Annotated in this window: 22 protein-coding genes; 11 read left to right on the forward strand and 11 right to left on the reverse strand. The window is 69.9% G+C overall.

Going from position 1 to position 26,620, the window contains the following annotated elements:
* Positions 1 to 99 precede the first annotated feature (99 nt).
* Positions 100 to 1,677 (forward strand): phytoene desaturase family protein, encoded by a 1,578-nt coding sequence (locus IEX89_RS16225; protein WP_188914300.1) that lies wholly within the window; start codon positions 100 to 102, stop codon positions 1,675 to 1,677.
* Positions 1,678 to 1,831: 154 nt separating this feature from the next.
* Entirely contained in the window at positions 1,832 to 2,272 is a 441-nt protein-coding gene (locus IEX89_RS16230) for a MarR family winged helix-turn-helix transcriptional regulator (RefSeq protein WP_188914488.1), read from the forward strand.
* Between the two features lie 21 nt (positions 2,273 to 2,293).
* Here IEX89_RS16230 and IEX89_RS16235 read toward each other — a convergent pair whose 3' ends face one another.
* Positions 2,294 to 3,850 (reverse strand): indolepyruvate oxidoreductase subunit beta family protein, encoded by a 1,557-nt coding sequence (locus IEX89_RS16235; protein ID WP_188914301.1) that lies wholly within the window; start codon positions 3,848 to 3,850, stop codon positions 2,294 to 2,296.
* Between the two features lie 13 nt (positions 3,851 to 3,863).
* On the reverse strand, positions 3,864 to 6,017 hold the full coding sequence (locus tag IEX89_RS16240) for a thiamine pyrophosphate-dependent enzyme (protein WP_188914302.1): 2,154 nt from the start codon (positions 6,015 to 6,017) through the stop codon (positions 3,864 to 3,866).
* Between the two features lie 418 nt (positions 6,018 to 6,435).
* Between IEX89_RS16240 and IEX89_RS16245 the strand changes: the two genes are divergently transcribed.
* The 5 genes from IEX89_RS16245 to IEX89_RS16265 are packed head-to-tail and all read left to right on the forward strand — an operon-like array spanning position 6,436 to position 11,590.
* Entirely contained in the window at positions 6,436 to 7,971 is a 1,536-nt protein-coding gene (locus tag IEX89_RS16245; protein WP_188914303.1) for an ABC transporter substrate-binding protein, read from the forward strand.
* Positions 7,968 to 8,975, forward strand: a complete 1,008-nt coding sequence (locus tag IEX89_RS16250) for an ABC transporter permease (RefSeq protein ID WP_188914304.1) — start codon at positions 7,968 to 7,970, stop codon at positions 8,973 to 8,975. Before IEX89_RS16245 ends, IEX89_RS16250 begins: the two co-directional genes overlap by 4 nt.
* On the forward strand, positions 8,968 to 9,891 hold the full coding sequence (locus IEX89_RS16255) for an ABC transporter permease (protein ID WP_188914305.1): 924 nt from the start codon (positions 8,968 to 8,970) through the stop codon (positions 9,889 to 9,891). Before IEX89_RS16250 ends, IEX89_RS16255 begins: the two co-directional genes overlap by 8 nt.
* Complete coding sequence (locus IEX89_RS16260) at positions 9,888 to 10,763, forward strand: ABC transporter ATP-binding protein (protein WP_188914306.1); 876 nt, start codon at positions 9,888 to 9,890, stop codon at positions 10,761 to 10,763. The genes IEX89_RS16255 and IEX89_RS16260 overlap by 4 nt, the downstream gene beginning before the upstream one ends.
* Positions 10,760 to 11,590, forward strand: coding sequence for an ATP-binding cassette domain-containing protein (locus IEX89_RS16265; protein ID WP_188914307.1), 831 nt, complete (start codon positions 10,760 to 10,762; stop codon positions 11,588 to 11,590). The genes IEX89_RS16260 and IEX89_RS16265 overlap by 4 nt, the downstream gene beginning before the upstream one ends.
* A gap of 39 nt (positions 11,591 to 11,629) precedes the next feature.
* On the opposite strand, the gene hppD is transcribed toward IEX89_RS16265, so the two are convergent.
* The 3 genes from hppD to IEX89_RS16280 are packed head-to-tail and all read right to left on the reverse strand — an operon-like array spanning position 11,630 to position 13,920.
* Positions 11,630 to 12,742 carry a 4-hydroxyphenylpyruvate dioxygenase gene (gene hppD, locus IEX89_RS16270; RefSeq protein ID WP_188914308.1) on the reverse strand — a complete coding sequence of 371 codons (1,113 nt, stop codon included), beginning with the start codon at positions 12,740 to 12,742 and terminating at the stop codon, positions 11,630 to 11,632.
* Between the two features lie 45 nt (positions 12,743 to 12,787).
* Positions 12,788 to 13,417, reverse strand: a complete 630-nt coding sequence (gene maiA / locus IEX89_RS16275; RefSeq protein WP_188914309.1) for a maleylacetoacetate isomerase — start codon at positions 13,415 to 13,417, stop codon at positions 12,788 to 12,790.
* Positions 13,414 to 13,920 carry a MarR family winged helix-turn-helix transcriptional regulator gene (locus tag IEX89_RS16280; RefSeq protein WP_210317651.1) on the reverse strand — a complete coding sequence of 169 codons (507 nt, stop codon included), beginning with the start codon at positions 13,918 to 13,920 and terminating at the stop codon, positions 13,414 to 13,416. Before IEX89_RS16280 ends, maiA begins: the two co-directional genes overlap by 4 nt.
* Positions 13,921 to 14,107: 187 nt before the next feature.
* On the opposite strand from IEX89_RS16280, the gene hmgA reads away from it, so the two are divergent.
* Positions 14,108 to 15,478 (forward strand): homogentisate 1,2-dioxygenase, encoded by a 1,371-nt coding sequence (hmgA, locus tag IEX89_RS16285; protein WP_188914311.1) that lies wholly within the window; start codon positions 14,108 to 14,110, stop codon positions 15,476 to 15,478.
* Between the two features lie 284 nt (positions 15,479 to 15,762).
* Here the strand turns inward: hmgA and IEX89_RS16290 are convergent, their stop codons facing one another.
* On the reverse strand, positions 15,763 to 16,893 hold the full coding sequence (locus IEX89_RS16290) for a TRAP transporter substrate-binding protein (RefSeq protein ID WP_188914312.1): 1,131 nt from the start codon (positions 16,891 to 16,893) through the stop codon (positions 15,763 to 15,765).
* A 65-nt stretch (positions 16,894 to 16,958) separates the two neighbouring features.
* On the opposite strand from IEX89_RS16290, the gene IEX89_RS16295 reads away from it, so the two are divergent.
* On the forward strand, positions 16,959 to 17,966 hold the full coding sequence (locus IEX89_RS16295; protein WP_188914313.1) for a fumarylacetoacetate hydrolase family protein: 1,008 nt from the start codon (positions 16,959 to 16,961) through the stop codon (positions 17,964 to 17,966).
* Positions 17,967 to 18,184: 218 nt separating this feature from the next.
* A complete protein-coding gene (locus IEX89_RS16300; RefSeq protein ID WP_188914314.1) occupies positions 18,185 to 19,135 on the forward strand; it encodes an MBL fold metallo-hydrolase in 951 nt (316 codons plus the stop codon).
* A gap of 16 nt (positions 19,136 to 19,151) precedes the next feature.
* Here IEX89_RS16300 and puuE read toward each other — a convergent pair whose 3' ends face one another.
* Together puuE and uraH are read right to left on the reverse strand one after the other, a co-directional pair.
* Positions 19,152 to 20,615 carry an allantoinase PuuE gene (puuE, locus tag IEX89_RS16305; protein ID WP_188914315.1) on the reverse strand — a complete coding sequence of 488 codons (1,464 nt, stop codon included), beginning with the start codon at positions 20,613 to 20,615 and terminating at the stop codon, positions 19,152 to 19,154.
* A 5-nt stretch (positions 20,616 to 20,620) separates the two neighbouring features.
* Complete coding sequence (gene uraH, locus IEX89_RS16310; RefSeq protein ID WP_188914316.1) at positions 20,621 to 20,977, reverse strand: hydroxyisourate hydrolase; 357 nt, start codon at positions 20,975 to 20,977, stop codon at positions 20,621 to 20,623.
* 270 nt (positions 20,978 to 21,247) lie between these two features.
* Here uraH and topA point away from each other — a divergent pair, with 270 nt between their 5' ends.
* On the forward strand, positions 21,248 to 24,007 hold the full coding sequence (topA, locus tag IEX89_RS16315; RefSeq protein WP_188914317.1) for a type I DNA topoisomerase: 2,760 nt from the start codon (positions 21,248 to 21,250) through the stop codon (positions 24,005 to 24,007).
* Between the two features lie 255 nt (positions 24,008 to 24,262).
* On the opposite strand, the gene IEX89_RS16320 is transcribed toward topA, so the two are convergent.
* The 3 genes from IEX89_RS16320 to IEX89_RS16330 are packed head-to-tail and all read right to left on the reverse strand — an operon-like array spanning position 24,263 to position 26,536.
* The gene (locus IEX89_RS16320) at positions 24,263 to 24,793 is read right to left on the reverse strand and encodes a GNAT family N-acetyltransferase (protein WP_188914318.1); all 531 of its coding nucleotides are present in this window, start codon (positions 24,791 to 24,793) and stop codon (positions 24,263 to 24,265) included.
* A gap of 14 nt (positions 24,794 to 24,807) precedes the next feature.
* Complete coding sequence (locus IEX89_RS16325) at positions 24,808 to 25,398, reverse strand: helix-turn-helix domain-containing protein (RefSeq protein ID WP_188914319.1); 591 nt, start codon at positions 25,396 to 25,398, stop codon at positions 24,808 to 24,810.
* Between the two features lie 37 nt (positions 25,399 to 25,435).
* On the reverse strand, positions 25,436 to 26,536 hold the full coding sequence (locus IEX89_RS16330; protein WP_188914320.1) for a DNA recombination protein RmuC: 1,101 nt from the start codon (positions 26,534 to 26,536) through the stop codon (positions 25,436 to 25,438).
* Positions 26,537 to 26,620: the final 84 nt, after the last annotated feature.

Genomic DNA, 26,620 nt, shown 5'->3' on the forward strand with positions numbered 1-26,620 from the left:
CTTCAAGGGCGAGCACACGTGGCCGTCGCGGCAAGTGCTCGGGCTGGAGAATACTACGCCGCTTCGCGGCTCCGCATCCTCCAGCCCGAAGGTGCACCAATGAGCGAACCGGACTACATCGTCGTCGGAGCCGGCATCAACGGCCTCGTCTGCGCCGCCATGCTCGGCATGAAGGGCAAGCGCGTCCTCCTGCTCGACCGCAACGAGACGATCGGCGGGTGCATCCGCACGGAGGAGGCGACGCTGCCGGGCTTCGTGCACGACGTGCTCGCGACGACCTTCGTCCTGTTCACGCTGGGCCCCGCCTACAAGGCGCTCGGCCCCGAGCTGGAGAAGCGCGGGCTCCAGTTCGCCAATACGGATCGCCCCACGGGCGTGCTCCTGCCCGATGGCCGGCACGCGATCCTCGGACGCGAGCGCGCGGCCAACATCGCCATGCTCGACGCCCTCGGCCCCGGCGACGGCGCCTCCTTCGACGCGCAGATGAATCGGCTCGGCGAGAACGCGCCCTTCCTGTTCTCCATGCTCGGTGGCTCGCTCTGGTCGAAGGAGATGGCGGGCATCCTCGCCAAGGAGGCCTGGAAGCGCGGCCCCCGCGCGCTCGCCGGCTTCTTCGGCACCGCGCTCGAGAGCGCGCGCGCCCATCTCGAGAGCCGCTTCTCGTCGGAGGTTTCGCGCGCGCTCCTCGCGCCCTGGGTGCTGCACGTGGGGCTCGGGCCGGAGAGCGCCTATTCCGGGCAGATGATCAAGGTCATCGCCTTCTCGCTCGAGGCCGCCGGCGCGCCCATCGTGAAGGGCGGCGCCAGGGCGATCCTCGAGGCTTTCGCCCGCCTCATCGGCGATCACGGCGGTGCCATCCGCGAGAAGAGCGAGGTCGAGCGCATCCTCGTCGAGAACGGGCGCGCCGCCGGCGTGCGCCTCGTCGACGGCACGGAGCTGCGGGCCGGCAAGGGCGTCATCGCCTCGGTGACGCCGCATCAGCTCTACGAGCGGTTCCTCGATCGCGCTGCGGCGCCGGAGGCCGTGCGCGAGGGGCTGAAGGACTATCGCTACGGCAAGGGCAACATGCAGATCCACTACGCGCTGGATCGCCCGCCCGTGTGGAAGGACGGCGCGGATCTCGGAAAGGTCGCTCTCCTGCATCTCACGCCGGGCCTCGACGGCGTCTCTCGCGCCGTCAACGAGGCCGAGCGTGGGCTCCTGCCGGCAGAGGCGACGATCTGCGTGGGCCAGCCGACCGCCCTCGATCCGTCGCGCGCGCCCGACGGCAAGGCGATCCTCTGGCTGCAGCTCCCCGAGGCGCCGCGCATCATCAAGGGTGACGCCGCGGGCGAGATCGACGTGCCGGCCGACGGGACCTGGACCGAGGGCGTGCGCGAGGCCTATGCGGATCGCATCGAGGCGCGCCTCGCGCATCACGTCGAGGGCTTTCGCGACAGCGTGCTGGCGCGCCGGGTCTACTCGCCCGCCGACCTCGAGGCGGCGAACCCGAACCTCGTCGGCGGCGATCCCTATGGCGGTTCCTGTGCGCTCGACCAGTTCTTCGTCTGGAGGCCCTTGAAGTCGAGCGTCAATCACAAGACGTATGTGCCCGGCTTGTATCACATCGGCGCGTCGACCCACCCGGGTCCCGGCCTCGGCGGCGGCTCCGGCTTCCTCGTCGCCTCCAGCCTCTGACGCCGCCGCCGCCCGAAAGGACGAGAAGCGCTTGGACGAGACCACGACGACGATCCGCAAGCGCAAGCCCCGACCGCGGCGGGCATCGGATCGCGGCGGCGTGGATCGCGCCGTCCTCGGCGGCGCGGCCGGGCTGCGGGCGCAGCCCCCGAGCATGGGCGAGATCGGCCTCTCCTCCTTCGCGCCCTATCTGCTCAACCGCATCGCCGCGCGCTGGAACGCCGATCTCGCCGAGGCGCTGCGCGCGCACGACATGACGACGACGAAGATGCGGGTGCTCGCCGTCCTCTCCGTCTCCTCCGGGCTCACGGTGAACGAGCTCTCGGTCTTCGCGGTGACCGAGCAATCCACCATGAGCCGTACACTCGACGCCATGGAGGAGCAGGGCCACATCCGCCGCCGCCCGCGCGAGGGGGACCTGCGCGTGCGCGAGATCTTCATCACGGAAGAAGGCCGCGAGCTCTTCGCCTCGGTCTGGCCGATGATGTACGAGAAGTTCTCGGACATGTTCGAGGGCATCGACGCGGGCGAGTACCAGGCCTTCCTCTCGACGCTGCACAAGGTGCTCGCCAACGTGCGCAAGCACGACCTGTGAGGCGGGCCCGCCGGGGGAGAATCACTCCCCGAGCGTCGCCACCGTCTTCAGCGCGCCGTCCAGCGCGAGCCCGCCCTCGTCCATGAGCGCCGCCTGCTTGAGGCGCCGCAGCCAGTCGGCGCCGTCCTCGCGATCGACGAGCATGGGCACGGCGGAGAGGACGCGGTCGAACTTCGCCTCGCCGCGGGCATGGGTGTCGGAATAGCCCTTCACCAGCCGCCGGCAGCCGATGATCTCGACGGCGAGCGCATAATTGCGCGGGAGCACGTCGAGCGCCCGCCCGAGCCAGACGTCGACATGCGCCGCCTCGCGGGAATGGCGCAGAGTGCGCAGGCGGATGCGCTTGAGGCCGGCGACGACATAGAGCGCGAGATACCAGCGGATCGTGCCCGTGCGCACCCGCCGCCCGCGCGAGACGAAACGGTCGAGGCGTGCGACGAGGCCGGGTCGCGCCTCGAACCAGCGCCCGAGCGCGGCGGGCATGGTGCCGATCACCTCCTCCATCCGCGGATGCATGAACTCGGTCGTGTAGAGGATCTCCTCCTCCTTCACGCCGACCTCGCGGGAGACGCGCTCGCGCCGGCTGCCGCGGGTCTTGAGGTCGGCGACGCGGATGACGTCGTCGTAGGCCATGGCCACGGCGAGATACTTGGCGCACGCCGCGGTGAACGCGAAGCCGCGATCGGCGCCGCCCGCGGCGCGATCCGCCGCGAGCAGGTCCGCGAGGCGCGCGAGATAGGCCTCGCCATAGGCGAGATCCTGGAAGTCGACGACCTTGCGCAGGCCCGCCGCGGCGAGGAGGCGGACCTCGGCCGGAAGATCGCCGCGCACGCGCGCGAGCAGCGCGTCGAAGCCGGGATGACCGACGGGCGCGAGCGGGTCGGCCTTCGGCGGGATCGCCTCCGCCGGCTCCGCGGAGGCCGCGTCGGGGTTCTGCGCGCGATCGTAGGCGGCGGCGAAGGCGGCGAGGCTCGCGTTCACGCCCTTGCCGCCGGCACGGATCGCCTCCTCGAAGGCCTCGCGCGGGAAGGGCAGGACGCCCGCCCCCGCGAGCGATCCGAAGAGCGAGGCGGAGATGACGCTGCCGTGGCGGGCGGCGAGCTTGTCGAGGTCGGAGGCGATGACGCGCTTGGCCGCGACGCCGGACGCCGTCACCACCGCCTGCGGATCGGCGGCGCCGTCGCCGGGCTTCTGCTTCTCGGCGATGGCGTAGGCGCGGTGCGTCGAGGCGATGAGCGTCGTGCGATCCGGCGTCACGAGCCCGCGCAGGATCGAGCGGCCGGCCTCCATGAACTCGGCGGCGAGGACGACGTCGACGTCGCCGGGCGTCGGCATCAGCGCGAGGATCGGGTGCACGCCGTCCGGCGCCTTCACCATCTCGATGTAGTAGATCGTCGCCCCCGTGCGCTGGGCGACGCCCGGGACGGAGGTGGACTGCGCGGTCCAGCCCTGCGCCTCCGCCATGCCGACGATCCAGTCGGCGAGGACGCCGCCGCCCTGCCCGCCCATGGCGAGGATGGCGAGCGTGATCGGGCGGTCGGTGGAGAGGCTCGTCGGGAAGGTCTCGTGGCGGGTCATGTCGCGCGCCTCCTCAGGCCGGGAAGGCGATGCGGCGCCGGTCGCGGCGCGCGGACAGCCAGGAGATGACGGCGCGGCGCATCCGCGCGAGGAGGCGATCGAGCCCGTTCGGGTTCACGATCACGTCCGCGCGGTAGAAGGACGGGCAGAGCACCGCGGCCTCCGCCACCTCGCCGCAATTGCCGCAGCCGACGCAGGTGTGATCGATCGAGGCGACCGGATCGTCCCTCAGCGGGTCGTCGAGGTGCTTCATCGACAGCGAGGGACACCCGGAGAGCCGGATGCACGCGTGATCGCCCGTGCAGACGTCCTCGTCGACGCCGAATCGCTCGCGCACGAGGCGCTTGCCCTCCTTCGCCGCCTTGGCGAGGAGCGGCTTCACCCGGCGCTGCTTGTTGAGCATGCATTCGGAGGAGGCGACGATGACCTTCGGCCCCTTCTCCTTGGTGGTGAGCGCTTCGCGCAGCGTCGCGCGCATCTTGCCGACGTCGTAGGTGTGGTCGATCTGGCGCACCCATTTGACGCCCACGCCCTTCACCGCATCGACGATGGAATTGTTCGTCGCGCGGCGCTTGCTCTCGGCGCGCGAGGAGAGGATGTCCTGCCCGCCGGTCGCCGCCGAGTAGTAATTGTCGACGATCATGATCACGCCGTCGTGCTTGTTGTAGACGGCGTTGCCGACGGAGGAATTCAGGCCGTTGTGCCAGAAGCCGCCGTCTCCCATGATCGAGATCGGCCGCTTGTCCGCCTCGACGTTGAACGCGGAGGCGGAGGCCGGTCCCAGCCCGTAGCCCATCGTCGTCGCGCCGATGTCGAAGGGCGGCAGGATCGAGAACAGGTGGCAGCCGATGTCGGCCGCGATGTGGTGCTGGCCGAGCTCCTTCTCCACGAGCTTCATCGCCGCGAAGATCGGGCGTTCCGGGCAGCCGGTGCAGAAGCCCGGCGGGCGCGGCGGCACGACCTGGGCCAGCGCCTTCACCGAGGGATCGGCGAGGACGGGCTCGGGATCGGGGATCGGCGGCTCGTTGCCGAGGCGCGGGCGCTCGTGGTCGGCGAAGAAGGCTTTGAGCCCCTTCAGCAGCACCTGCGTCGTGTACTCGCCCGCCATGGGCAGCACGTCCTTGCCGGACAGCTTCGTCTGGATGTCGCGCTTGCGCAGGATGTGGGCGAGCGCCTGCTCGAGGAATTCCGGCTGGCCCTCCTCCACCATCAGCACCGCCTTCTTGCCGGCGCAGAAGGTGGCGAGCTCGTCCTCGATGAGCGGATAGGTGACGTTGAGGACGTGCACCGGAACAGTGGTGTTGCCGTAGACGTCGGCGAGGCCCAGGATCTGCAGCGCGCGCATCGTGTTGTTGAACATGCCGCCCTGGACGATGATGCCGGTCTCGCCCTCGGCGGGCCCGAAATGCTCGTTGAGCTTGCGGTCCTTGATGAACTGGACGGCGGCGGGCCAGCGCTTCTCGATCTTCTCCTTCTCGTGGAGATAGGAGGCGGGCGGCAGCACGATGCGGTTGACGTCGCGCTTGGGGCTCTCCAGCGCCTGACGAAGGGTGAAGTCCGGCTTCTTGTTGTCCTTCGTCCTGAAGTGACCGTGGACGTGGCAGGTGCGGATGCGCACCTCGAGCATCACCGGCGTGTTCGACGCCTCGGAGAGCTCGAAGCCCTCCTCCACCATCTTGACGATGGTCTCGAGGTTGGGGCGCGGATCGAGGAGCCAGATCTGCGACTTCATCGCGAAGGCGTGGGAGCGCTCCTGCATGATCGAGGAGCCCTCGCCGTAATCCTCGCCGACGATGATCATCGCCCCGCCGGTGACGCCGCCGGAGGCGAGGTTGGCCAGCGCGTCGGAGGCGACGTTGGTGCCCACCGTCGACTTGAAGGTGACGGCGCCCCGGATCGGGTACATGACCGAGGCCGAGAGCGTCGCGGCGGCGGTGGCCTCGGACGCCGAGCTCTCGAAATGCACGCCGAGCTCGTCGAGCACGTCCTTTGCGTCGGCGAGGACGTCCATCAGGTGCGAGATCGGCGCGCCCTGGTAGCCGCCGACATACGAGACGCCCGCCTGCAGGAGCGCCTTGGTGATGGCGAGGATGCCTTCGCCGCGGAAGACGTCGCCGTCTCCGAGCTTCAGGTCCTCGACCTCGCGGGCGAAGGAGCGTTCCGCCATGGCCTTGCGATGCCTCCCGTCCGAGCGCGCCACGTCCCCTGTCCGGTCGGCGGCGCGTCTACCCTGGAATAGATGCGATTGCATATTCCTAGGGGATCGCCGCGGGAATGTCACGAGGGTGCATCGCACCGCCGGGATGGTGGCGGCGCCGTCGCCGTCCGGGCCCGCGCCGCAGCTGTTCTTCGAAGGCAGATCGTTTGTGTTGCAATGCAAAAACGAGGCACGGCGCCCGCGGAATGAGCGGTGATGCGCACACGGAACGCGCATTCCGCCGCCCCGGGAGGCAGCGCGGCTGCCCTAACGGAAAAGTCCCTGCCCACTCTTGCAAACGCATAATTTTAGGATTGAAATACCTCCAAGCCCGAACGGGCGGCGTCTTCCTTTGCGGAAGCGCCCAGGGGAACGAGGAGAGACCTTCATGCCGACCGTCACTCGCCGGCAGACGCTGGCCATGGGCGCGGGCGCCTTCGTCGCAGCCGTGCTCGCCGGGCGCGTGCCCGTCCAGGCGCAGACCGACACGCTCACCATCGCCTTCAACGTCAACCTGCCGTCCTTCGACCCCACCGTCGGGACCTCGGCGGTGAACCCGACGATCCAGGCGATCTACCGCTCGATCTTCGACCAATATGTCGGCCAGAAGCCGGATCTCTCCTTCGAGCCCGGCCTCCTCACCGATTGGGGCTGGAACGACGACCGCACGCAGGTGTGGATGGACGTGCGCGAGGGCGTCACCTGGCACGACGGCACGCCCTTCACCCCCGCCGACGTGGTCTGGTCTCTCGAGCGCGCAGCCAAGCCCGAGACCGGCAACCCGATCCAGTTCGTCTGGTCGAAGATCGGCAACTTCCAGGTCGACGGCAACCGCATCACCGCGGACGTCCTCTCCTTCGAGCCGACGCTGTTCAAGTGGATGGCCTTCCTCACCGGCTACGTGCTGCCGAAGGACTATTACGAGCGCGTCGGCGCCGAGGGCTTCGAGGCCGCGCCCATCGGCACCGGCCCGTACATGGTCGACGCCTACGAGGGCAATTCCTTCCTGCGGCTCAAGGCCAATGCCGATTACTGGGGCGGCAAGCCCGCCTTCGAGACGGTGATCTTCAAGTTCGTCACCGACGCGACGAGCCGCGTGGCCGAGATCGAGAGCGGCTCCTCCGACATCACGCTGGAAGTGCCCTACGAGGAATACGACCGCCTCGTCGCCAAGGACGGGCTCGACGGCGTCGCGACGCCGATCTCCGACATCGGGATGATCTTCATCCGCAACACCGAGCCGATGCTCGACGAGAACGTCCGCCTCGCCGCCCACCACGCCATCGACAAGCAGGCCATCGTCGATCGCCTGCTGCGCGGTTACGGCGTGCCGATCTCGACGCTGGAGGCGCCGGAATACGACGCGTTCGACCCGTCGATCGAGGTCGCCCACGACCCCGAGAAGGCGGCCGAACTCCTGGCACAGAGCGGCTACGGCCCGGACAACCCGGTGCGCTTCACCATCCAGACGACCCGCGGCTTCAAGCCGAAGGATTACGAGATGATCCAGGCGATCGTCGGGATGTGGCGGCGCATCGGCATCGAGGCCGAGATCGAGGTCTACGAGATCGCCAAGCACTTCGAGCTGCGCGCCGGGCACGCGCTGGCGCCCGCCGCCTTCTACAATTGGGGCAACGCCATCGGCGACCCGACGACGTCCACGGGCTTCGCCATGTTCGGCCCCTCCCCGCACTCCTCCTGGAAGACCGACGACGTCGACGCCATGATCGGCCCGCTCTGGGGCGAGGCGGACGAGGAGAAGCGCATCCAGGGCTGGAAGGACGTCTCGCGCTACGTGGCCGAGAAGGGCTACGTCATCCCCGTCCTGCAATACGTCCAGCCCATCGTCTTCAAGGACACGCTGAACGTCACGCCCAACGTCTCGGGCGCGCTCGAGCCGACGCTGGTCGAGCGGGCTTCGTGAGCCTCGCCGCTGTCCTGAGACGGCTCGCCACGGCCGCCGTGACGCTCTTCGGCGTCGCGGTGGTCGTGTTCGTGCTGCTTCGCGTCGCGCCGGGAGACCCGATCGCCATGATGATCGGCCCCGGCGCGAGCGAGGCCGACATCGCGGCCCTGCGCGCCCGCTATGGCCTCGACCAGGGGCTCGTGACGCAGTTCTTCATCTGGCTGCAGGGCCTCATCGCGGGTGATCTCGGCACCTCGATCTCGCTGCGCTCCGACGTGCTCGGACTCCTCGGCCAGCGGCTGCCGGCGACGCTCGAGCTCGCGGGCGCGGCTCTCGTCGTCGCGCTCCTCGTCGGCGGCACCATCGCGATCCTCGGCACGCTGGCGCGCCGCTCGCCGGGCGAGGCCGTGGTGGACGGGGCGAACGGGCTCCTGCTCGCCGTGCCGGATTTCATCTGGGCGTTGGCCTTCGTGCTCGTCTTCGCCGTGTTCATCCCCGTGTTTCCGCTCACGGGGCGCATGGACCCGACGATCGACATGGATTTCGCCACGCGCTTCTTCCTCTTGGAGAGCCTCGTTCGCGCTGAATTCGCGGTCTTCGGAAACATCGTCTCGCACATGACGATGCCCGTCCTCGCGCTGGCGCTTCCGCTCGCGGCGATCGTCGCGCGGGTGCTCAAGGGCGCGCTCATCGAGGCGATGGGGCAGGATTACGTGCTTCTCGCGCGCCTCAAGGGCAAGTCCGAGCTGCGGCTCGTCCTGCAGGAGGCGTTGCGCAACGCGCTGCCGGCGACGCTGGCGCTGACGGGCGTGCAATTCACCTTCCTCGTCGGCGGCACCGTGATCATCGAGCGCATCTTCGCCTATCCCGGCATCGGCAACATGGCGATCGACGCCGTGATCAACCGCGACCTGCCGCTGATCCAGGGCATCGTGCTCGCCTTCGGGGCCATGTTCATCGCCATCAACCTCGCGGTCGACCTCGCCGTGGCCGCCCTGAACCCGAGGCTGCGCCATGGCTGACGCGCTGCCCCGCGAGAGCGCCCCGCTCGACGCCGCCACCGCCGCGCCCTCCCTCGCGCAGCGCGCCCGCCGTCCGCTCTGGCGCGACCTCCTGGCCGAGAAGCGGGTCGTGATCGCAGGGTCCTACCTCGCGCTCCTCGCCCTCGTGGCGATCTTCGCGCCCTGGATCGCCCCGCGCGATCCGCTGGAGCAGGACCTGATGCTCTCGCTGCTGCCGCCGGCCTGGGCCGCGGGCGCGGAGCCCGGCTATTGGCTCGGCACCGACGATCTCGGACGCGACGTCCTCTCGCGGCTGATCTACGGCGCGCGCGTGGCGCTGACGGTGGCGCTCGTCGCGGCGACGCTGGCGGCGATTCTCGGCTCCGTGCTCGGCCTCCTCGCCGGCTGGTATCGCGGGCTCGTCGACGGCGCGGTGTCGCGCCTCGTCGACATCTGGATGGCGTTCCCACCCGTCCTGCTCTCGATCCTCCTCGTCGCCATCATCGGCGCGGGGCTGCCCGCCGTGATCATCGCCATCGTCATCATCGACTGGACGCGCTTCTGCCGCGTCGTGCGCGCCGAGACCATGCAGCAGGCGGCGCAGGACTACGTGATCGCCGCGCGCACCATCGGCTTCTCGCGCCGCGCGATCCTGATCCGGGAGATCCTGCCCAACGTCGCGCCGGTGCTCGTCGCCCTCGTCAGCCTCGAGATGGGCATCGCGGTGATCGTCGAGGCGATCCTCTCCTTCGTCGGTCTTTCGGTCTCCTCCGACATGCCGACCTGGGGCGGGATGATCGCGCAGGGGCGCCAGATCATCCATCACGCCTGGTGGGTGCTCGCGGCCCCGCTCGCCATGCTGTTCGTGACGGTGCTCGCCTTCAACCAGCTCGGCGACGGCCTGCGCCGCGCCCTCGACCCGGTGGCCAGGCGATGAGCGCGCCTCTCCTCGACATATCCGGCCTCTCCGCGATCTCGACTCGCGAGAACGCCCGCGTGCTACGCGACGTCGACCTCGTCGTGGCCGAGGGCGAGGTCCACGGCCTCGTCGGCGAGAGCGGCGCCGGCAAGTCCACGATCGCCAAGGCCGTGCTCGACATGCTGCCGCGCACGATCCGGGTGACCGGCGGGCGCATCGTCTTTCGCGGGCGCGACCTCGCCAGCCTCGACAGAGCGAGCTTGCGCGCGCTCGTCGCCCGCGAGATCGCGCTGATCCCGCAGGACCCGATGACGGGGCTCAACCCTACGCGGCGGATCGAGGCGCAGCTCACGGACGGCATGCGCCTCGTCGCCGGCATGAGCCGCGGCGAGGCGCGCGAGCGGGCGCTCGCGCTGCTGGAGGAGGTGCGCATCGCGGACCCCGCGCGCACGCTCGCCGCCTATCCCCACGAGCTCTCGGGCGGCATGCGCCAGCGCGTCCTCATCGCCGCCGCGTTCGCGCTCGAGCCGAAGCTCGTCGTCGCCGACGAGCCGACGACGGCGCTCGACGTCACGGTGCAGAAGCAGATCCTGCGCCTCATCCGCGGCATGCAGGAGCGTCATGGGACCGGCGTGATCTTCGTCACCCACGATCTCGGCGTCGTCGCCAAGATCTGTGATCGCGTCACGCTGCTCTACCAGGGCAAGGTCGTGGAAGCCGGGACGGCGCGGGAGATGATCGAGACGCCGCGCCACGCCTATACCCGCGCGCTGCTCGCCGCGAGCCCGCGCTACGACAGGCCCGAGCACGGCTGCGACCCCGTTCCGGGAAGCGTCGTCGCCGGCCTCGAAGCGGAGATCGCCCGCCACGACGAGGGGAGAGCGCCATGACGATGCTCGTGGAAGCGCGCGGCCTCGAGGTCGCCTACGGCGCCGGACGCTCGCTCCTGGGCGGCGTGCGGCCCGGCGTGCGCGTCCTGCACGGGATCGACATGGCGATCGGCGCGGGCGAGATCGTCGGCATCGTCGGCGAATCGGGCTCGGGCAAGACGACGCTCGGGCGCGCCCTCATCGGCCTCGTTCCCGCGAGCGAAGGCAGCGTGCGCTTCGACGGGACCGACCTCGCGAGCCTCTCGGACGAGGCGCTGCGGCGGCTGCGGCGGCGCATGCAGATGATCTTTCAGGACCCGATGTCCTCGCTCAACCCGCGCCACACGATCCGGCGCATCCTGGTCGAGCCGATCCTGCTGCACGGGCTGGAGCCCGACCGCGCTGGTGCCGAGCGGCGGGTGCGGCGCGTGCTGGAGCGCGTCGGGCTCCCCGCCTTCGTGCTCGACCGCAACCCCCACGAGCTCTCCGGCGGGCAGCGTCAGCGCGTGGGAATCGCCCGCGCCGTGGTGCTGGAGCCGGATTTCGTGCTCGCCGACGAGGTGGTGTCGGGCCTCGACGTCTCGACCCAGGCGCAGGTGCTCGACCTGCTCTTCTCGCTCTCTCGCGAGATGGGGCTCGCCATCGGCTTCATCAGCCACGACCTCTCCGTCATCCGCGCCTTCTGCGACCGGGTCGTCGTCATGCGCGCCGGGCGCATCGTCGAGGAGGGTGCGTGCGAGGGGGTCTTCGCCGCCCCGCGGGAGGCCTATACGCGCATGCTCATGGACGCGATCCCGCTGCCGGAGATCGATCCCGGCTGGCTCGCGCGGGAGCCGGAGGACGCCTGAGCGGCGCCCTCCCCTCCTTCAGCGGGCCGACGCCTGCGCTCAGGCCTTCTCCTTGAGCACCCCGCGCCGGATCTGGTCCTCCTCGATCGACTCGAACAGCGCCTTGAAGTTGCCCTCGCCGAAGCCGTCGTCGCCCTTGCGCTGGATGCACTCGAAGAAGATCGGCCCGATGACGGTCTTGGTGAAGCGCTGCAGCAGCACCTTGGTGAAGCCACCCTCGAGCACGCCCTCGCCGTCGATGAGGATGCCGTCGCGCTGCAGGCGCGCAACGTCCTCGCCGTGCTTGGGCAGGCGCTTGTCGATGCGCCCGTAATAGATGTCGTTGGGCGCGGGCATGAACTCGACGCCCTTCTCCATCAGGCCCTCGATCGTCTCGTAGAGATCGTGGGCGCCGAGCGCGACGTGCTGGATGCCCTCGCCCTTGTACTCCTTGAGGTATTCCTCGATCTGCCCGCTCTCGCCGGCGTCCTCGTTGATCGGGATGCGGATCTTGCCGTCGGGCGAGGTCATGGCGCGCGAATGCAGGCCCGTGAGCTTGCCGGAGATGTCGAAGTAGCGGATCTGGCGGAAGTTGAAGAGCCGCTCGTAGAAGCCGGCCCACTCGTTCATGCGCCCGCGATTCACGTTGTGGGTCAGGTGGTCGATATAGAACAGCCCCGCCCCCGTCGGGTGCGGATCACGCTCGCCCGTCCAGACGAAGTCGACGTCGTAGATCGAGCCCTTCGCGCCGTAGCGGTCGACGAAGTAGATCTGCAGGCCGCCGATGCCCTCGATGGCGGGAATGGCGAGCTCCATCGGGCCGATCTGCGTCTGCGCCGGCTTGGCGCCGAGCTTGATCGCGCGCTCGTAGGCGTGCTTCGCGTCGACCACGCGGAAGGCCATGGCGGGCGCGCAGGGGCCGTGGGCGGCGGCGAACTTGGCCGCGAAGCTCTCCGGCTCGGAATTCAAGACGAAGTTGATGTCGCCCTGGCGGTAGAGCGTCACGTTCTTCGAGCGGTGCTTGGCCACCGCCGTGAAGCCCATGCGCTCGAACAGCGCGGCGAGCTTCTCGGGCTCGGGATGCGCGTACTCGACGAACTCGAAGCCGTCGGTGCCCATCGGGTTGTCGTCGGTGATCTTCGGCGGCGGGGCGTCGTGGGGAAAGGGACCCATGTCGTGTCCTCCTCGTGATCTTCGTGTCGTGCGACGCGGGCGCTGTCAGGTCGCGTCGGGCTGATTCTGGGGCGCGGCCGCCGCGAAGGCGGGATGCGCGGCGCAGGCTTCGTCCACGGCGCGGATCTTCGGGAACGCCTCGAGCGGCACCGAGAACCGTCGTGCATTGAAAACCTGCGGGACGATGTGGAGATCCGCGAGCGTCGGCTGCGGGCCGAAGGCGAAGGGCGCGGGGGCGATCATGCGCTCGAGCGCAGCGAAGCCCTGCGTGATCCAATGGGCGTACCACGCGTTCACGGCGGCGTCGTCGGCGCCGAGCCGCTCGCGCAGCCAGCCCATGGCGGGGAGATTGTTGAGCGGGTGGATGTCGCAGGCGACGATGGCACAGGCCGCGCGGATCCGCGCCCGCGCCACCGCGTCGCCGGGAAGGAGCGAGGGCTCGGGGTAGCGCTCCTCGATCCATTCCAGGATCGCGGGCGACTGGATGAGGACGTCGCCCTCGTCCGTCTCCAGCGTCGGCACCTTGGCCTGGGGGTGCAGCGCGCGGTAGGCGTCGGTCTTGTTGTCGCCCTTGAGCAGGTTCACGATCACCGGCTCGTAGGCGATGCCCTTGAGGTTGAGCGCGATCCGCACGCGATAGGCGGCGGAGGAGCGGAAATAGCCGTAGAGCTTCATCGGGAGGCCTCCGAGGCGTTGGCCGCGGCATCCGCGACGTCGAGATCGGGCACGAGGCTGCGCATGCGGGCGTCGAGCGTGTCGATGAGCCGAAAGAACGTCTCGCGTTCGCCCTCGGTGAGCCCGGAGACCACGGCGCGCTCGAAGGCGAGCGCCTCGGGCGCCACCGCCTCGTAGATCGCCCGGCCTTCGTCGGTGAGCGCGAGGAGCTCCTCGCGCATGTCCTGCGCATTCGGCCGTCGCTCGACGATGCCGCGCTCGGCCAGAGCCGCGACCGCGCGCGAGACGGTGGACTTGTGCATGACGGCGTGGGCCGCGATGTCGCGGGCGGTGCGCGTCTCGAACTGGCCGAGCGTCGCGACGATGCGCCATTGCGGGATCGTGATGCCGAAGCGCTCGGCGTAGATGCGCGCCAGCGCGTTCGACACCGTGCTGGCCAGCACGTTGAGCCGGTACGGCAGGAAGCGCTCGAGCGCGAGAGGCTCGGGGCTCGTGCGATCCATCGGGCGTGATCCGGCGTCGTCGGACATCTGGTCGGGAGCGGCCGCGTCGTTGACAGAAATCAGTTGCTGGTGCAACCATTACCCCGACGAACGCCTTCACGCAAGGCCGCCCGGCCGGCAATGCCGGCGCGCCCCCCCGTGATCACGCCGCCCGTGATCACGATGCGCGCTCTCGAGGAGAAAGCCCATGACCGCCCACCCGACCACAGGCTTCACCAGCCCCGAGCTGCAGGGACGCGAGACGGCCCTCAAGCCCGGCTACATGTCGGGCTTCGGCAATTCCTTCGAGACGGAGGCGCTGGAGGGCGCACTGCCGGTGGGCATGAACTCGCCGCAGAAGATCAATTTCGGCCTCTACGCCGAGCAGCTCTCCGGCTCGCCCTTCACGGCGCCGCAGGCGACGAACCAGCGCTCCTGGCTCTATCGCATCCGCCCCTCCGTGAAGCATTCCCACCGCTACGCGAAGGTGGACAAGGGGTTCATGCGCACCGGTCCCTGCCGCGAGGACACCGACGTCGCGCTCGGCCAGATGCGCTGGTCGCCGGTCGCGATCCCCGACGAGGCGCTCACCTTCGTCACGGGCCTGCGCACCATCACGACCGCGGGCGACTCGGACACGCAGGTCGGCATGGCGGCGCACCTCGCCTTCGTGACGCGCTCCATGGGCAACGAGTACTTCTTCAACGCCGACGGCGAGTATCTCGTCGTGGCGCAGGAGGGGCACCTTCGCTTCCGCACCGAGTTCGGCGTCATCGAGTTCGGCCCCGGCGAGATCTGCGTCGTGCCCCGCGGCGTGATCTTCAAGGTCGAGCTCGTGGACGGGCCGGCACGCGCCTACGTCTGCGAGAATTACGGCGGGCAGCTCACCCTTCCCGATCGCGGGCCGATCGGCGCCAATTGCCTCGCCAACCCGCGCGACTTCCTCACGCCGGTGGCGGCGTACGAGGACGTCGAGGAGGAGAGCTTCCTCTACGTGAAGTGGGGCGGCGAGCTGTTCATGACCAAGATCGAGCAATCCCCGCTCGACGTGGTCGCCTGGCACGGCAATTACGCGCCCTACAAGTACGATCTTCGCCGTTTCGCGCCGGTGGGCGCCCTGCTCTTCGACCACCCGGACCCGTCGATCTTCACGGTGCTCACCGCGCCCTCGGAGACGCCCGGCACGGCGAACATCGACTTCGTGATCTTCCCCGACCGCTGGATGGTCGCGGAGAACACGTTCCGCCCGCCCTGGTATCACCGCAACCTGATGAGCGAGTTCATGGGCCTCGTCTACGGGGTCTACGACGCAAAGCCCGAGGGCTTCGTCCCCGGCGGCTTCTCGCTCCACAACCAGATGATGCCCCACGGGCCGGACATGCAGGCCTTCGAGCACGCCTCGAACGTCGATCTCGGGCCGGTCAAGCTCTCCGGCACGATGGCCTTCATGTTCGAGACGCGCTTCCCCCAGCGCGTGACGAAATACGCCGCCACGCTGCCGGAGCTGCAGGACAGCTACATCGATTGCTGGCAGGGCCTGAAGAAGCACTTCGACCCGAACCGGCGCGAGCCGAAGTGAGTCGAAGTGATGTGAGTCGAGCCGAGGTGACGCGAGCGCCGCCTCCCTCCTTCCCTGTAGGGGAAGGTGGCTCGGCGCGCAGCGCCGAGACGGATGGGGCGCGCGGCACGCGCGTTCGGCGAAGCCGAAACGGCGGCTCCATGCCGGACACCGAGGCTTCCGCTGCGCGGAACGCGTCGCTCGCGCGCCGCGCCCGATCCGTCACCGGCTCCGCCGGCGCCACCTTCCCCTACAGGGAAGGACAGCACCGGCCGACGCCGTCGCTAGCTATCCAGCGCAGGGTGTCACCCCCGCCCGCGGGTGCGGGCCATGAAGTTGTCGAAGGCGAGCTCGTTGACCGGCCACCACAGCAGCGCGTCGTCGCGGAAGGCGCGGTAGCTGTCCCACGCGCGCTTGAACGCCTCGTTCTGCGCCGCCGTCTCCTCGTAATAGGCGTTGGCCGCCGAGAGCGCCGCCTCCATCACGTCCTGCGGGAAGTAGCGCAGCTCCGCGCCCTTGGAGACGAGCTCCTTCAACGCGTCGGGGTTCACCGAATCGTACTTGGCGAGCATCCAGTTGTTGGCCGCCTCCGCCGCGTGGCGCAGGATCGCCTGATAATGCTTCGGCAGGCCGTTCCAGGCCTCCAGGTTGAAGACGGCGTGCAGCATCGCGCCGCCCTCCCAGAAGCCCGGCGCGTAATAATACTTCGCCACCTCGTGGAAGCCGAGCTTCAGGTCGTCGTAGGGGCCGACGAACTCCACCGCGTCGATCGTCCCGCGCTCGAGCGCCGGATAGATGTCGCCGGGCGCGATCTGCTGGGGCACGACGCCGAGGCGCGCCATCACCTGGCCGCCGAGCCCGCCGATGCGGAACTTCAGGCCCTTCAGGTCGGCAAGCGAGTTGATCTCGCGGCGGAAGAAGCCGCCCATCTGCGCGCCCGAATTCCCGCAGGCGAGCGAGATGGCGTTCATCGGCGCGAGCACCTCGTTGATGATCTCGGCGCCGCCGCCGAAATGCCACCACGAATGCTGCTGGCGCGCGTTCAGCCCGAAGGGCACGCCGGTGCCGAAGCCGAGCGCCGGCTCGCGGCCGAAATAGAAGTAGGTCGGCGTGTGCCCGGCTTCGATCGTTCCGTTCGAGACGGCGTCGAGCACCTGCAGGCCGCCGACGATGTCGCCGGGCTTGAAGGTCTGGATGGTGAAGTTGCCGTCCGTCGCCTCCGAGACGAATCGCGCGAAGGTCTCCATCGTCCCGAAGATCGTGTCGAGCGAGTTGGGGAAGCTCGACTGCATGCGCCACGTGACCTGCGGCGCGGATTGCGCGATCGCCGGTGCGGCGACGCTTCCCGCCGCCGCGACCACGCCGGCGCCGAGCCCGGCTTTCGCGAGGAACGATCTTCTGCTGGGATGCGTGACGGTCGTCGTGTCGGCGCTCATGGACGGGTTCCTTCTCAGACGTTTTCCCCGAGGCTCAGACAAGCACGAAAGGTGCGAAGAACGCCATGAAATTAGCCTCCTTGAAGCACGGCCGCGACGGCCGGCTCGTCGTCGTCTCGCGGGACCTCACGCACGCGACGGACGCGTTTCCCGTCGTCGCGACGCTGCAGGCCGCCCTCGACGACTGGGACAGCGTCGCCCCCAGGCTCGCCGACCTCGCCGAGGGGCTGGAGCACGGGGCGGTGCCCTCCTTCCGCTTCCACGAGCACGCCTGCGCCTCGCCGCTGCCGCGCGCCTACCAATGGGCGGACGGCTCGGCCTACGTGAATCACGTGGAGCTGGTGCGCAAGGCGCGCGGCGCCGAGATGCCCGAGAGCTTCTGGACCGACCCGCTGATGTACCAGGGCGGCTCGGACGCGTTCCTCGGCCCGCGCGACCCGATTCGCATGGCGGACGAGGCCTTCGGGATCGACTTCGAGGCGGAGATCGCCGTCGTCGTCGACGACGTGCCCATGGGCGCGTCGCCCGAGGAGGCGGCCGCAGCGATCCGGCTCGTGATGCTCGTCAACGACGTCTCGCTGCGCAACCTCATCCCGGGCGAGCTCGCCAAGGGCTTCGGCTTCTTCCAGGCGAAGCCTTCCTCCGCCTTCTCGCCCGTGGCGATCACCCCCGAGGAGCTGGGCGCGGCCTGGGACGGCGGCAAGGTGACGCTGCCGCTCCTCTCCTTCGTCGACGGCAAGCCCTTCGGCCGCCCGAACGCGGGCGTCGACATGACCTTCGACTTCCCCCGCCTGATCGCGCACGCCGCACGCACGCGCCCGCTCTGCGCCGGCACCATCGTCGGCTCCGGCACGGTCTCCAACAAGGATGCCGACGGCGGCCCGGGCCGGCCCGTGGCGGAAGGCGGCCTCGGCTATTCGTGCATCGCCGAGACGCGCATGGTCGAGACCATCCGCGAGGGCGCGGCTAAGACGCCGTTCCTGAAGTTCGGCGACACAGTACGCATCGAGATGAAGGACGAGGCCGGACACTCGCTGTTCGGCGCCATCGAGCAGGTGGTGGAGAAGGCGTGAGAAAGCGCGTGCGTGTGTGAGGAGACTCGGCAGGCGCTCGCGCTTTCCTTCCCTGTAGGGGAAGGTGGCTCGGCGCAGCCGAGACGGATGGGGCACGCGGAACGCGTGTTCGGCGAAGCCGAAACGGTGCAGGCCTCGACGGTGGAGACGTCTCTGCTTCCGCTCGTGCGGAACGCGCCGGTTCATCGGAGAGATTTGAAGACGAACGGGAGCCAGGGATGAGCAAGAGCTTCGCCTCGACGGGCGACATGACCGAGAAGACGGTCACCTTCAAGGAGATCGGGCCGGACCTCTACGCCTACACGGCGCAGGGGGACCCGAATTCCGGCATCATCGTGGGCGACGATTGCTGCATGGTGATCGACGCCCAGGCGACCCCCGCCATGGCGAACGACGTCATCGCCCGCGTGCGGCAGGTCACCGACAAGCCGATCAAGTACGTGCTGCTGACGCACTACCACGCGGTACGCGTGCTCGGCGCCTCCGCCTACGGGGCGCAGGGCATCATCGCCTCCGACCTCACCCTCGCCCTCATCGAGGAGCGCGGCCGGCAGGACTGGGAGAGCGAGGTCGGGCGCTTCCCCCGCCTCTTCCGCGGCGCGGAGACGATCCCCGGCCTCACCTGGCCGAACCTCGTCCTCGACACGGAGCTGACGGTGTTCCTCGGCAAGCGCGAGGTGAAGATCTGGCACATGGGCGCGGGCCACACGGCAGGCGACGTCGTCGCCTGGGTGCCGGACGCGGAGGTGATGTTCTCGGGCGATCTCGTGGAGTACCACTCCGCCTGCTATTGCGGCGACGCCCATCTGCGCGAGTGGCCGGAGACGCTCGACGGCATCCGAAACGCCAACCCCAAGGCCCTCGTGCCCGGCCGCGGCGACGCGCTCACCGACCGCGCGACGGTGCGCGAGGCGATCGCCATGACGCGCGACTTCGTGCAGACGCTCTACACGCAGGCCGAGCTCTCGGTGGCGCGTGGGCGCTCGCTCAAGGAGACCTATGACGCGACCCGCGCCGTGATGGACCCGCGCTTCGGCTCCTTCGCCATCTACGATCACTGCCAGCCCTTCAACGTCTCGCGCGCCTTCGACGAGGCGTCCGGGGTGCACCACCCCACGATCTGGACCGCCGAGCGCGACCAGGAGATGTGGGCGGCGCTGCAGGGGTGAGCGCGCGCTTCTTTGCCTAGAGCGAAGGAGAAGGCGATCGCGCGCGCATGCGCTCGTCGAGGCGCAGGCGTGCGATCGTCGCGATCTCGGCCATGGCGGTCTCGAGCTCGGCCGCCGGCTCGTTCGCGAGGCGCGTCTCGAAGGCGGCGAGGATCTCGGCCTTCGAGCGGCCGCGCACCGCCATGATGAACGGGTGGCCGAAGCGCGCCTTGTAGGCGTCGTTGAGCGCGAGGAAGCGCTGCTTCTCCGAGGGCGTGAGCCGCGTCAGCCCCGCCGAGGCCTGCTCCGCCTGGCTCTCGGGCGCCATCTCCGCGAGCTCGAGGCGCCCGGCGAGATCGGGGTGCGCGTCGATCAGCGCCCGCTTTCGCGCAGGCGATGCCGGCTCGAGCGCACGCAGAAGAGCCGCGTGCAGCCCCTCCGGCGTCGCGGTCTCCGGGCCGAGGCCCGCCTCCCACGCCTCCTCCGCGATCCAGGGAGAATGCTCGAAGACATCCCCGTAAGCCGCGACGAACAGGGGCTTTCCCATGTCTGCCGGCGCGACACCCGCCGGCAGGTGATTCCTCGCCCAGTGCCGGGCGATGTCGAGGCGCGTGGCGCACCAGGCGCCGCCCTTCGCCTGCACGTAGTCGAGGAAGCGCGCCAGCGCCGCCGCCCGGCCCGGCCGGCCGACGAGGCGGCAATGGAGGCCCACCGACATCATCTTCGGCGCGTGCTCTCCCTCCTCCCAGAGGACGTCGAACGTGTCCTTCAGATAGGTGAAGAACTGGTCGCCCGCGTTGAAGCCCTGGGGCGTCGCGAAGCGCATGTCGTTGGCGTCGAGCGTGTAGGGCACGATGAGGAAGGGGCGCCCGTGAGGATCCGCCACCCAGTAGGGCAGCTCGTCCGCATACGAATCGGCGGAATAGAGAAAGCCGCCCTCCTCCATCGTCAGGCGCAGCGTGCTCTCGGAGGTACGGCCCTGATACAGGCCCAGAGGGCGCGTGCCCGCGACCTCGGTGTGGAGGCGCACCGCCTCCGCGATGTGCTCGCGCTCGACGTGGACCGGCGCGTCGCGATAATCGATCCACTTGAGCCCATGGGAGGCGATCTCCCAGCCCGCCTCGTTCATGGCGGCGACGGCATCCGGGTTGCGCGCCATGGCGCTCGCCACGCCGTAGACCGTGACGGGGATGGCGCGCTCGGTGAACATGCGCCACAGCCGCCAGAAACCCGCCCGCGAGCCGTATTCATAGATCGATTCCATGTTCATGTGCCGCTGGCCCGGCCAGGGCTGCGCGCCGACGATCTCGGAGAGAAAGGCTTCCGAAGCGGGGTCGCCGTGGAGGATCGCGTTCTCGCCTCCCTCCTCGTAATTGATGACGAATTGCACGGCGACGCGCGCCCCGCCGGGCCAGGCGGCGTTGGGCGGATTGCGGCCGTAGCCGACGAGGTCGCGCGGATAGTCGCCCTTCGCAGGGTCGAAGACGGTCGAGGCGGCCATGGCGCTCAGCTCCCGCGATAGGTGGAATAGCTCCACGGGCTCGCCAGCAGCGGCACGTGGTAATGCCCGTCGGGCTCGGCGATGGCGAAGCGGATGGGGACGATGTCGAGGAAGGCGGGCTCGGTCGGAGCCGCGCCCTTCGCCCGGAAATAATCGCCCATGGCGAAGCTCAGCTCGTAGGTGCCCACTCGGTAGGCCTCTCCCGAAAGGAGCGGCGCGTCGGTGCGTCCGTCCGCGTTCGTGCGGGTCTCGACGAGGCGGGTGCGCGAGCCGTCGGGCTCGATCCGATCGAGCGTGAGGGCGACGCCCGCGGCGGGGCCGCCATGGGCGGTGTCGAGGACATGGGTCGAGAGGCGCGGCATCGGGGCTCCTCGTGCGCTCGGCGCGTGACTGCGGGCGTATGGCTCCAGATGTCGGACGCCGGCCGGGCCTGCGTCAAGTGCGCGCGCGCCCTCCGCGACGCCGTGCGCGCCGGGCTCGGAGAGGTCCCGACCGCACGTTTACACGCCTGTCCGAGGACGCCCCGATTTGACAGCGCCGCCGCTCTTGCCCACTTAGACCCTTCGCGTCGCCGCCCGGGGCTCCGGCGGCGCGACCGCCGATCCGCCGTGCCCGTCCGGGAAACCCTTTCGATGAAAGTCGTCGTCGTCGAGTCGCCCGCCAAGGCCAAGACGATCAACAAGTATCTGGGTCGGGACTACGAGGTCCTGGCGAGCTTCGGCCACATCCGCGACCTGCCGCCCAAGGACGGCTCCGTGGACCCGGAGAACGACTTCCACATGCTCTGGGAGCTGGAGGACCGCGGCGCCAAGCGGCTGTCCGACATCGCCAAGGCCGTGAAGGGCGCCGACAAGCTCATCCTCGCCACCGACCCGGATCGCGAGGGCGAGGCCATCTCCTGGCACGTGCTGGAGGCGTTGAACGAGAAGCGCGTGCTCAAGGGCGTGCCCATCGAGCGCGTGACCTTCAACGCCATCACCAAGGATTCGGTGGCCGCCGCCATGCGGGCGCCGCGCCAGATCGATCAGGCGCTGGTGGACGCCTATCTCGCCCGCCGGGCCCTCGACTACCTCGTCGGCTTCACCCTCTCGCCCGTCCTGTGGCGCAAGCTCCCTGGCTCGCGCTCGGCGGGGCGCGTCCAGTCGGTGGCGCTGCGCCTCGTCTGCGACCGCGAGCGCGAGATCGAGAGCTTCGTCCCGCGCGAGTACTGGTCCCTGGTGGCGACGCTCGCGACCAAGGACGGCGGCGTCTTCGACGCGCGCCTCGTGGGCGCCGACGGCAAGAAGATCACCCGGCTCGACATCGGCAACGGCGAAGACGCCGAGCGCTTCAAGAAGGACCTGGAGCTCGCGACCTTCGCGGTCTCCAACGTCGAGGCGAAGCCCGCCAAGCGCCACCCCCAGCCGCCCTTCACCACCTCGACGCTCCAGCAGGAGGCTTCGCGCAAGCTCGGCATGGCGCCGGCGCAGACCATGCGGGTCGCCCAGCGCCTCTACGAGGGCGTGGAGATCGGCGGCGAGACGGTGGGCCTCATCACCTACATGCGGACCGACGGCGTCGACATGGCGCCAGAGGCCGTGCGCGCCGCGCGCGCGGTGATCGGCCGCGAGTTCGGCGATCGCTACGTGCCGGACGTGCCGCGCAAGTATACGACCAAGGCCAAGAACGCGCAGGAAGCCCACGAGGCCGTGCGGCCGACCGACATGGGCCGGCTGCCCAAGCAGGTGGCGCGCTACCTCGACGCCGAGCAGGCGAAGCTCTACGAGCTGATCTGGGTGCGCACCCTCGCCTCGCAGATGGAATCGGCCCAGCTCGAGCGCACGACGGCGGACATCGCCGCCAAGGTCGGCCCGCGCACGCTGGAGCTTCGCGCCACCGGGCAGGTGATCAAGTTCGACGGCTTCCTCACGCTCTACCAGGAAGGGCGCGACGACGAGGACGACGAGGAGTCCGGCCGCCTGCCGCCCATGTCGGCCGGCGATCCGCTCGATCGCCAGCGCATCGCCTCGACGCAGCACTTCACCGAGCCGCCGCCGCGCTATTCCGAGGCGAGCCTCGTCAAGCGCATGGAGGAGCTCGGCATCGGCCGGCCCTCGACCTACGCCTCGATCCTGCAGGTGCTCAAGGATCGCGAGTACGTCACCCTCGACAAGAAGCGCCTCTACGCCCACGACAAGGGCCGCATCGTCACGGCCTTCCTCGAAGCGTTCTTCAAGCGCTACGTGGAGTACGACTTCACCGCCGCGCTGGAGGAGCAGCTCGACCGGATCTCGAACCACGAGATCGACTGGAAGCAGGTGCTGCGCGACTTCTGGCGGGACTTCTCGGCGTCGGTCGGCGACACCAAGGACCTGCGCACGACGCAGGTGCTCGACGCGCTCAACGATTATCTCGGGCCGCACATCTTCCCTCAGAAGGGCGAGGGCATCGACCCTCGCGCCTGCCCGACCTGCGGGACGGGGACGCTCTCGCTCAAGCTCGGCAAGTTCGGCGCCTTCATCGGCTGCTCGAACTACCCCGAATGCCGCTTCACCCGCCAGCTCTCCGCCGCCCACGGCGAGGGCGACGCGGAGGGCGGGCAGCCCGGCACGCGGGTGCTCGGCAAGGACCCGGAGACGGGTCTCGACGTGTCGCTGCGCGACGGGCGCTTCGGCCCCTTCGTCCAGCTGGGCGAGGCGGAGGGCGACGCCAAGCCCAAGCGCGCCTCGCTGCCCAAGGGGATGACCCCGTCCGCCGTCGATCTCGAGAAGGCCCTCGCGCTGCTCTCGCTGCCGCGCGAGGTGGCGAAGCACCCCGAGAGCGGCGAGCCGATCAAGGCAGGCATCGGGCGTTTCGGGCCCTACGTCCAGCACGGCAAGACCTATGCCTCCCTCGCCAAGGACGACGACGTGCTCGAGATCGGCGCCAACCGCGCCATCGACCTCATCGTCGCCAAGGAGAGCGGCGCCGGCGGCCGGCGCGGCGGAGGCGATCCCGGTCGCACGCTCGGCGAGGACCCGATCAGCGGCAAGCCCATCGTCGTCAAGGCGGGGCGCTACGGCCCCTACGTGACCGACGGCACCACCAACGCCACCCTGCCCAAGGGCACCGAGGCGGACGCGGTCACGCTCGACGCCGCCGTGCCGCTGCTCGAGGCCCGCCGCGCGGCCGGCGGGGGGAAGAAGGCGTCGGGCAAGTCCGCGTCGAAGTCGTCTTCGAAGTCGGCGTCCGCACGCAAGGGCACGACGCGCAAGGCCGCCGCCGCGGACGGCGAGGCGCCGGAGAAGACGGCGTCCACGGCCAAGAAGGCATCGGCGGCGAAGAAGCCGGCCGCCGCCAAGAAGCCGGCCGCGGCCAAGAAGCCCGCTGCGGCGAAGAAGCCGGCGGCCGAGAAGAAGAGCGCGGCGGAATAGGCCGTCTAGCGCTTCCTCGAGGAGCCGCGCCGGGAGGTCTGCGGGACAGTGGCGAAGTTCGCGGACCCGTTCGGGAACGGGTGGGATCTGATCGGAATCGAAGATTTCGCGTGCTGAGCAACGCGTCGCCTTCTCCCCGCAGGGGAGGACGACGACCCGAGGGTCGGAGGGTGGGGAGGGGGCGGGCCGGCGTGCAGAACTCTCGGAACGCCCCCACCGCCCGCGCTTCGCGCGGACTCCTCCCCTTCGGGGAGGTCACCCGCCCCGCAGATCCTTGTAGAACAGCTTCGTCGCCCCGAGACGGCCGTCGGGCCAGAGCGCGAAGTCGGGGATGACGCCCACGGGCTCCCAGCTTCCGCGGGTGTAGAGGCGCTCGGCCGCGGTGCCGGGCGTCGTGTCGAGGACGAGGAGCCACAGGCCCGCCGCCAGCGCCTCGCGCTCGGCGGCGGCGAGGAGGGCGGTGCCGACGCCCCTACCCTGCGCGTCCGGGTGGACCAGCATCTTGGCGAGATCGCCGCGATGGGGCTGGTTCGGTCTGCCCGCCGCGCAGACCTGGACGGTGCCGACCATGCGCCCGTCGTTCTCCGCGACGAGGAGGATCGTCCCTCCCGCCCCGACGTCGGCGGCGACGCTCCGCCAGAAGGCGAGCGCCTCCTCGCGCGGCGTGTCGGCCATGAGCGAGACGGACGCGCCTCGAGCGACGCAGGCGCGGTGGATGTCCGCGAGGGCCGCGCAGGCCTCTCGGGCCGCCTCGGCATCGAGGCGGCGGATCATGATCTCGGTCATCGGGGCAGCTCCGCTCAGGCGGGAAGGCGCGAGAGGACGACCGCATAGCGCGCGGGCGTCTCTCCCGGATTGTGGAATGCGACCGGCCAGTCGAGACGCATGAACAGGCAGTCGCCGACGAAGAGGCGGCTCGTCTCGGTGCCGACCGTCATCTCGATCGTGCCGTCGAGCACCCAGACCTGCTGCGCCACGCCGTGCCAGCCGAGCGCGTTGTCGAAGACGACGCGCTCGCCCGGGGGGAAGGTGACGTCGACGATCTCGGCGGCGCCCTTCGCCGCGGCGGGCGAGACGTTGCGGCGGACGTAGCCGCTCTGCGGATCCTGCCAGGACGGCTGGTCCGCGGCACGGGAGAGAGCGGAAGAAGGGGGCGGCGCCGCATGCCCGGCGTCCCGGCTCTGCTCGCCCTCCGAGAACAGCGAGGCCACGCTCGTGCCGAGGCCGGCTGCGATGCGCGCGAGGAGCGTCGCGGTCGGGCTCGCCTCCCCGCGCTCGATTCGTGAGAGTGCCGCCCGCGACACGCCGGAGGCGTCCGCGAGGGCGTCGAGCGTCATGCGCCGGTCTGTGCGGGCGAAACGGATGCGAGAGGCGAGGGTTCTGTTTTCCATGATGCGAGAATATTTCTCTCATCATGGAAGTCAATCCTCATCCCGCCCGCTCGAACAGATCGCCCTCCCCCGCGCCGTCGTCGAAGTCGAGCGCCTCGATACGGCGCCCGCGACGGCGGATCTTCTCCGTCGAGGTACGGATCCCGGCCACGTCGTCCTGGGCCTGGCGGAAGTGCTGGTCGAGCTTCGCGACGCGCTCGTCGAGGCGTGACACGTCGGCGACGAGGCGTGCGACCTCGGTCTGGATCACCCGCGCCTCCTCGCGCACCCGCGCGTCGCGGGCCAGCGCCTGGACGACCTGGATCGCCAGCGCCAGCAGCGCCGGAGAGACGATGACGACCCGCGCGCGGTGAGCGCGCTCGACGACCTCCCCGAAATGCTCCTGGAGATCGGCGTAGAGGCTCTCGGCGGGGACGAACATGAGGGCGACGTCCTGCGTCTCGCCGGGGATGAGGTACTTGCCCGCGATGTCCTGGACGTGCCGCGCCACGTCCGCCCGCACCCGCTGCGCCGCGCGGGCACGCGCCTCCGCCGAGGGCGCGTCGCGAAACGACGCGAAGCTCTCCAGCGGGAACTTCGCGTCGATGACGAGCCCGCGCGCGTCGCCGGGCAGCCGCACGAGGCAATCCGGGCGTGCGCCCGACGAGAGTGTCGCCTGGAAGGCGAAGGCGTCGGCGGGCAGGCCGTCGCGGACAATCGCCTCCATGCGCCCCTGCCCCCAGGCGCCGCGCGCCTGCTTGTTGGCGAGCACCTTCTCGAGGCTCGTCACCTGCTGGGTGAGGAGGCCGATGTTCTTCTGCGCGGCGTCGATCACGGCGAGGCGCGCGTTGAGCTTGGACAGGCTCTCGTTCTGCGCCGCCGTGCCGCGCTCGATGCGCTCGGCGAGCATGCGCGCGAAATCGCCCTGGCGCGATCCGAACACCTCCGTGAACGAGGTCATCCGCCCCGTCATCTCCGCCTGGCGCTTGGCGATCTCCGCCATCGTGCGGGCGAGGTCGTCGCGCTCGCGCCGCAGGCGCCGCGTCGCGGCGACGAGGTAGAGGAGGCAGACGAGCGCGAACGCACCCGCCGCCACCGCGACGGCGGCCGGGTCGAGCGCGGCGAGGCGGGCGAGGAGCGTGTCCGCGGAGGCTTCCATGGGCGGGAGTGTGCGGGGGAATTGCGAACGAAGGCTGAACGGGCGGGCTTCGGAACCGCTGCCGGCCCGTCCTGTTGGGAACGA

This window comes from Salinarimonas ramus, from assembly GCF_014645695.1.
Classification (GTDB): Bacteria; Pseudomonadota; Alphaproteobacteria; order Rhizobiales; family Beijerinckiaceae; genus Salinarimonas; species Salinarimonas ramus.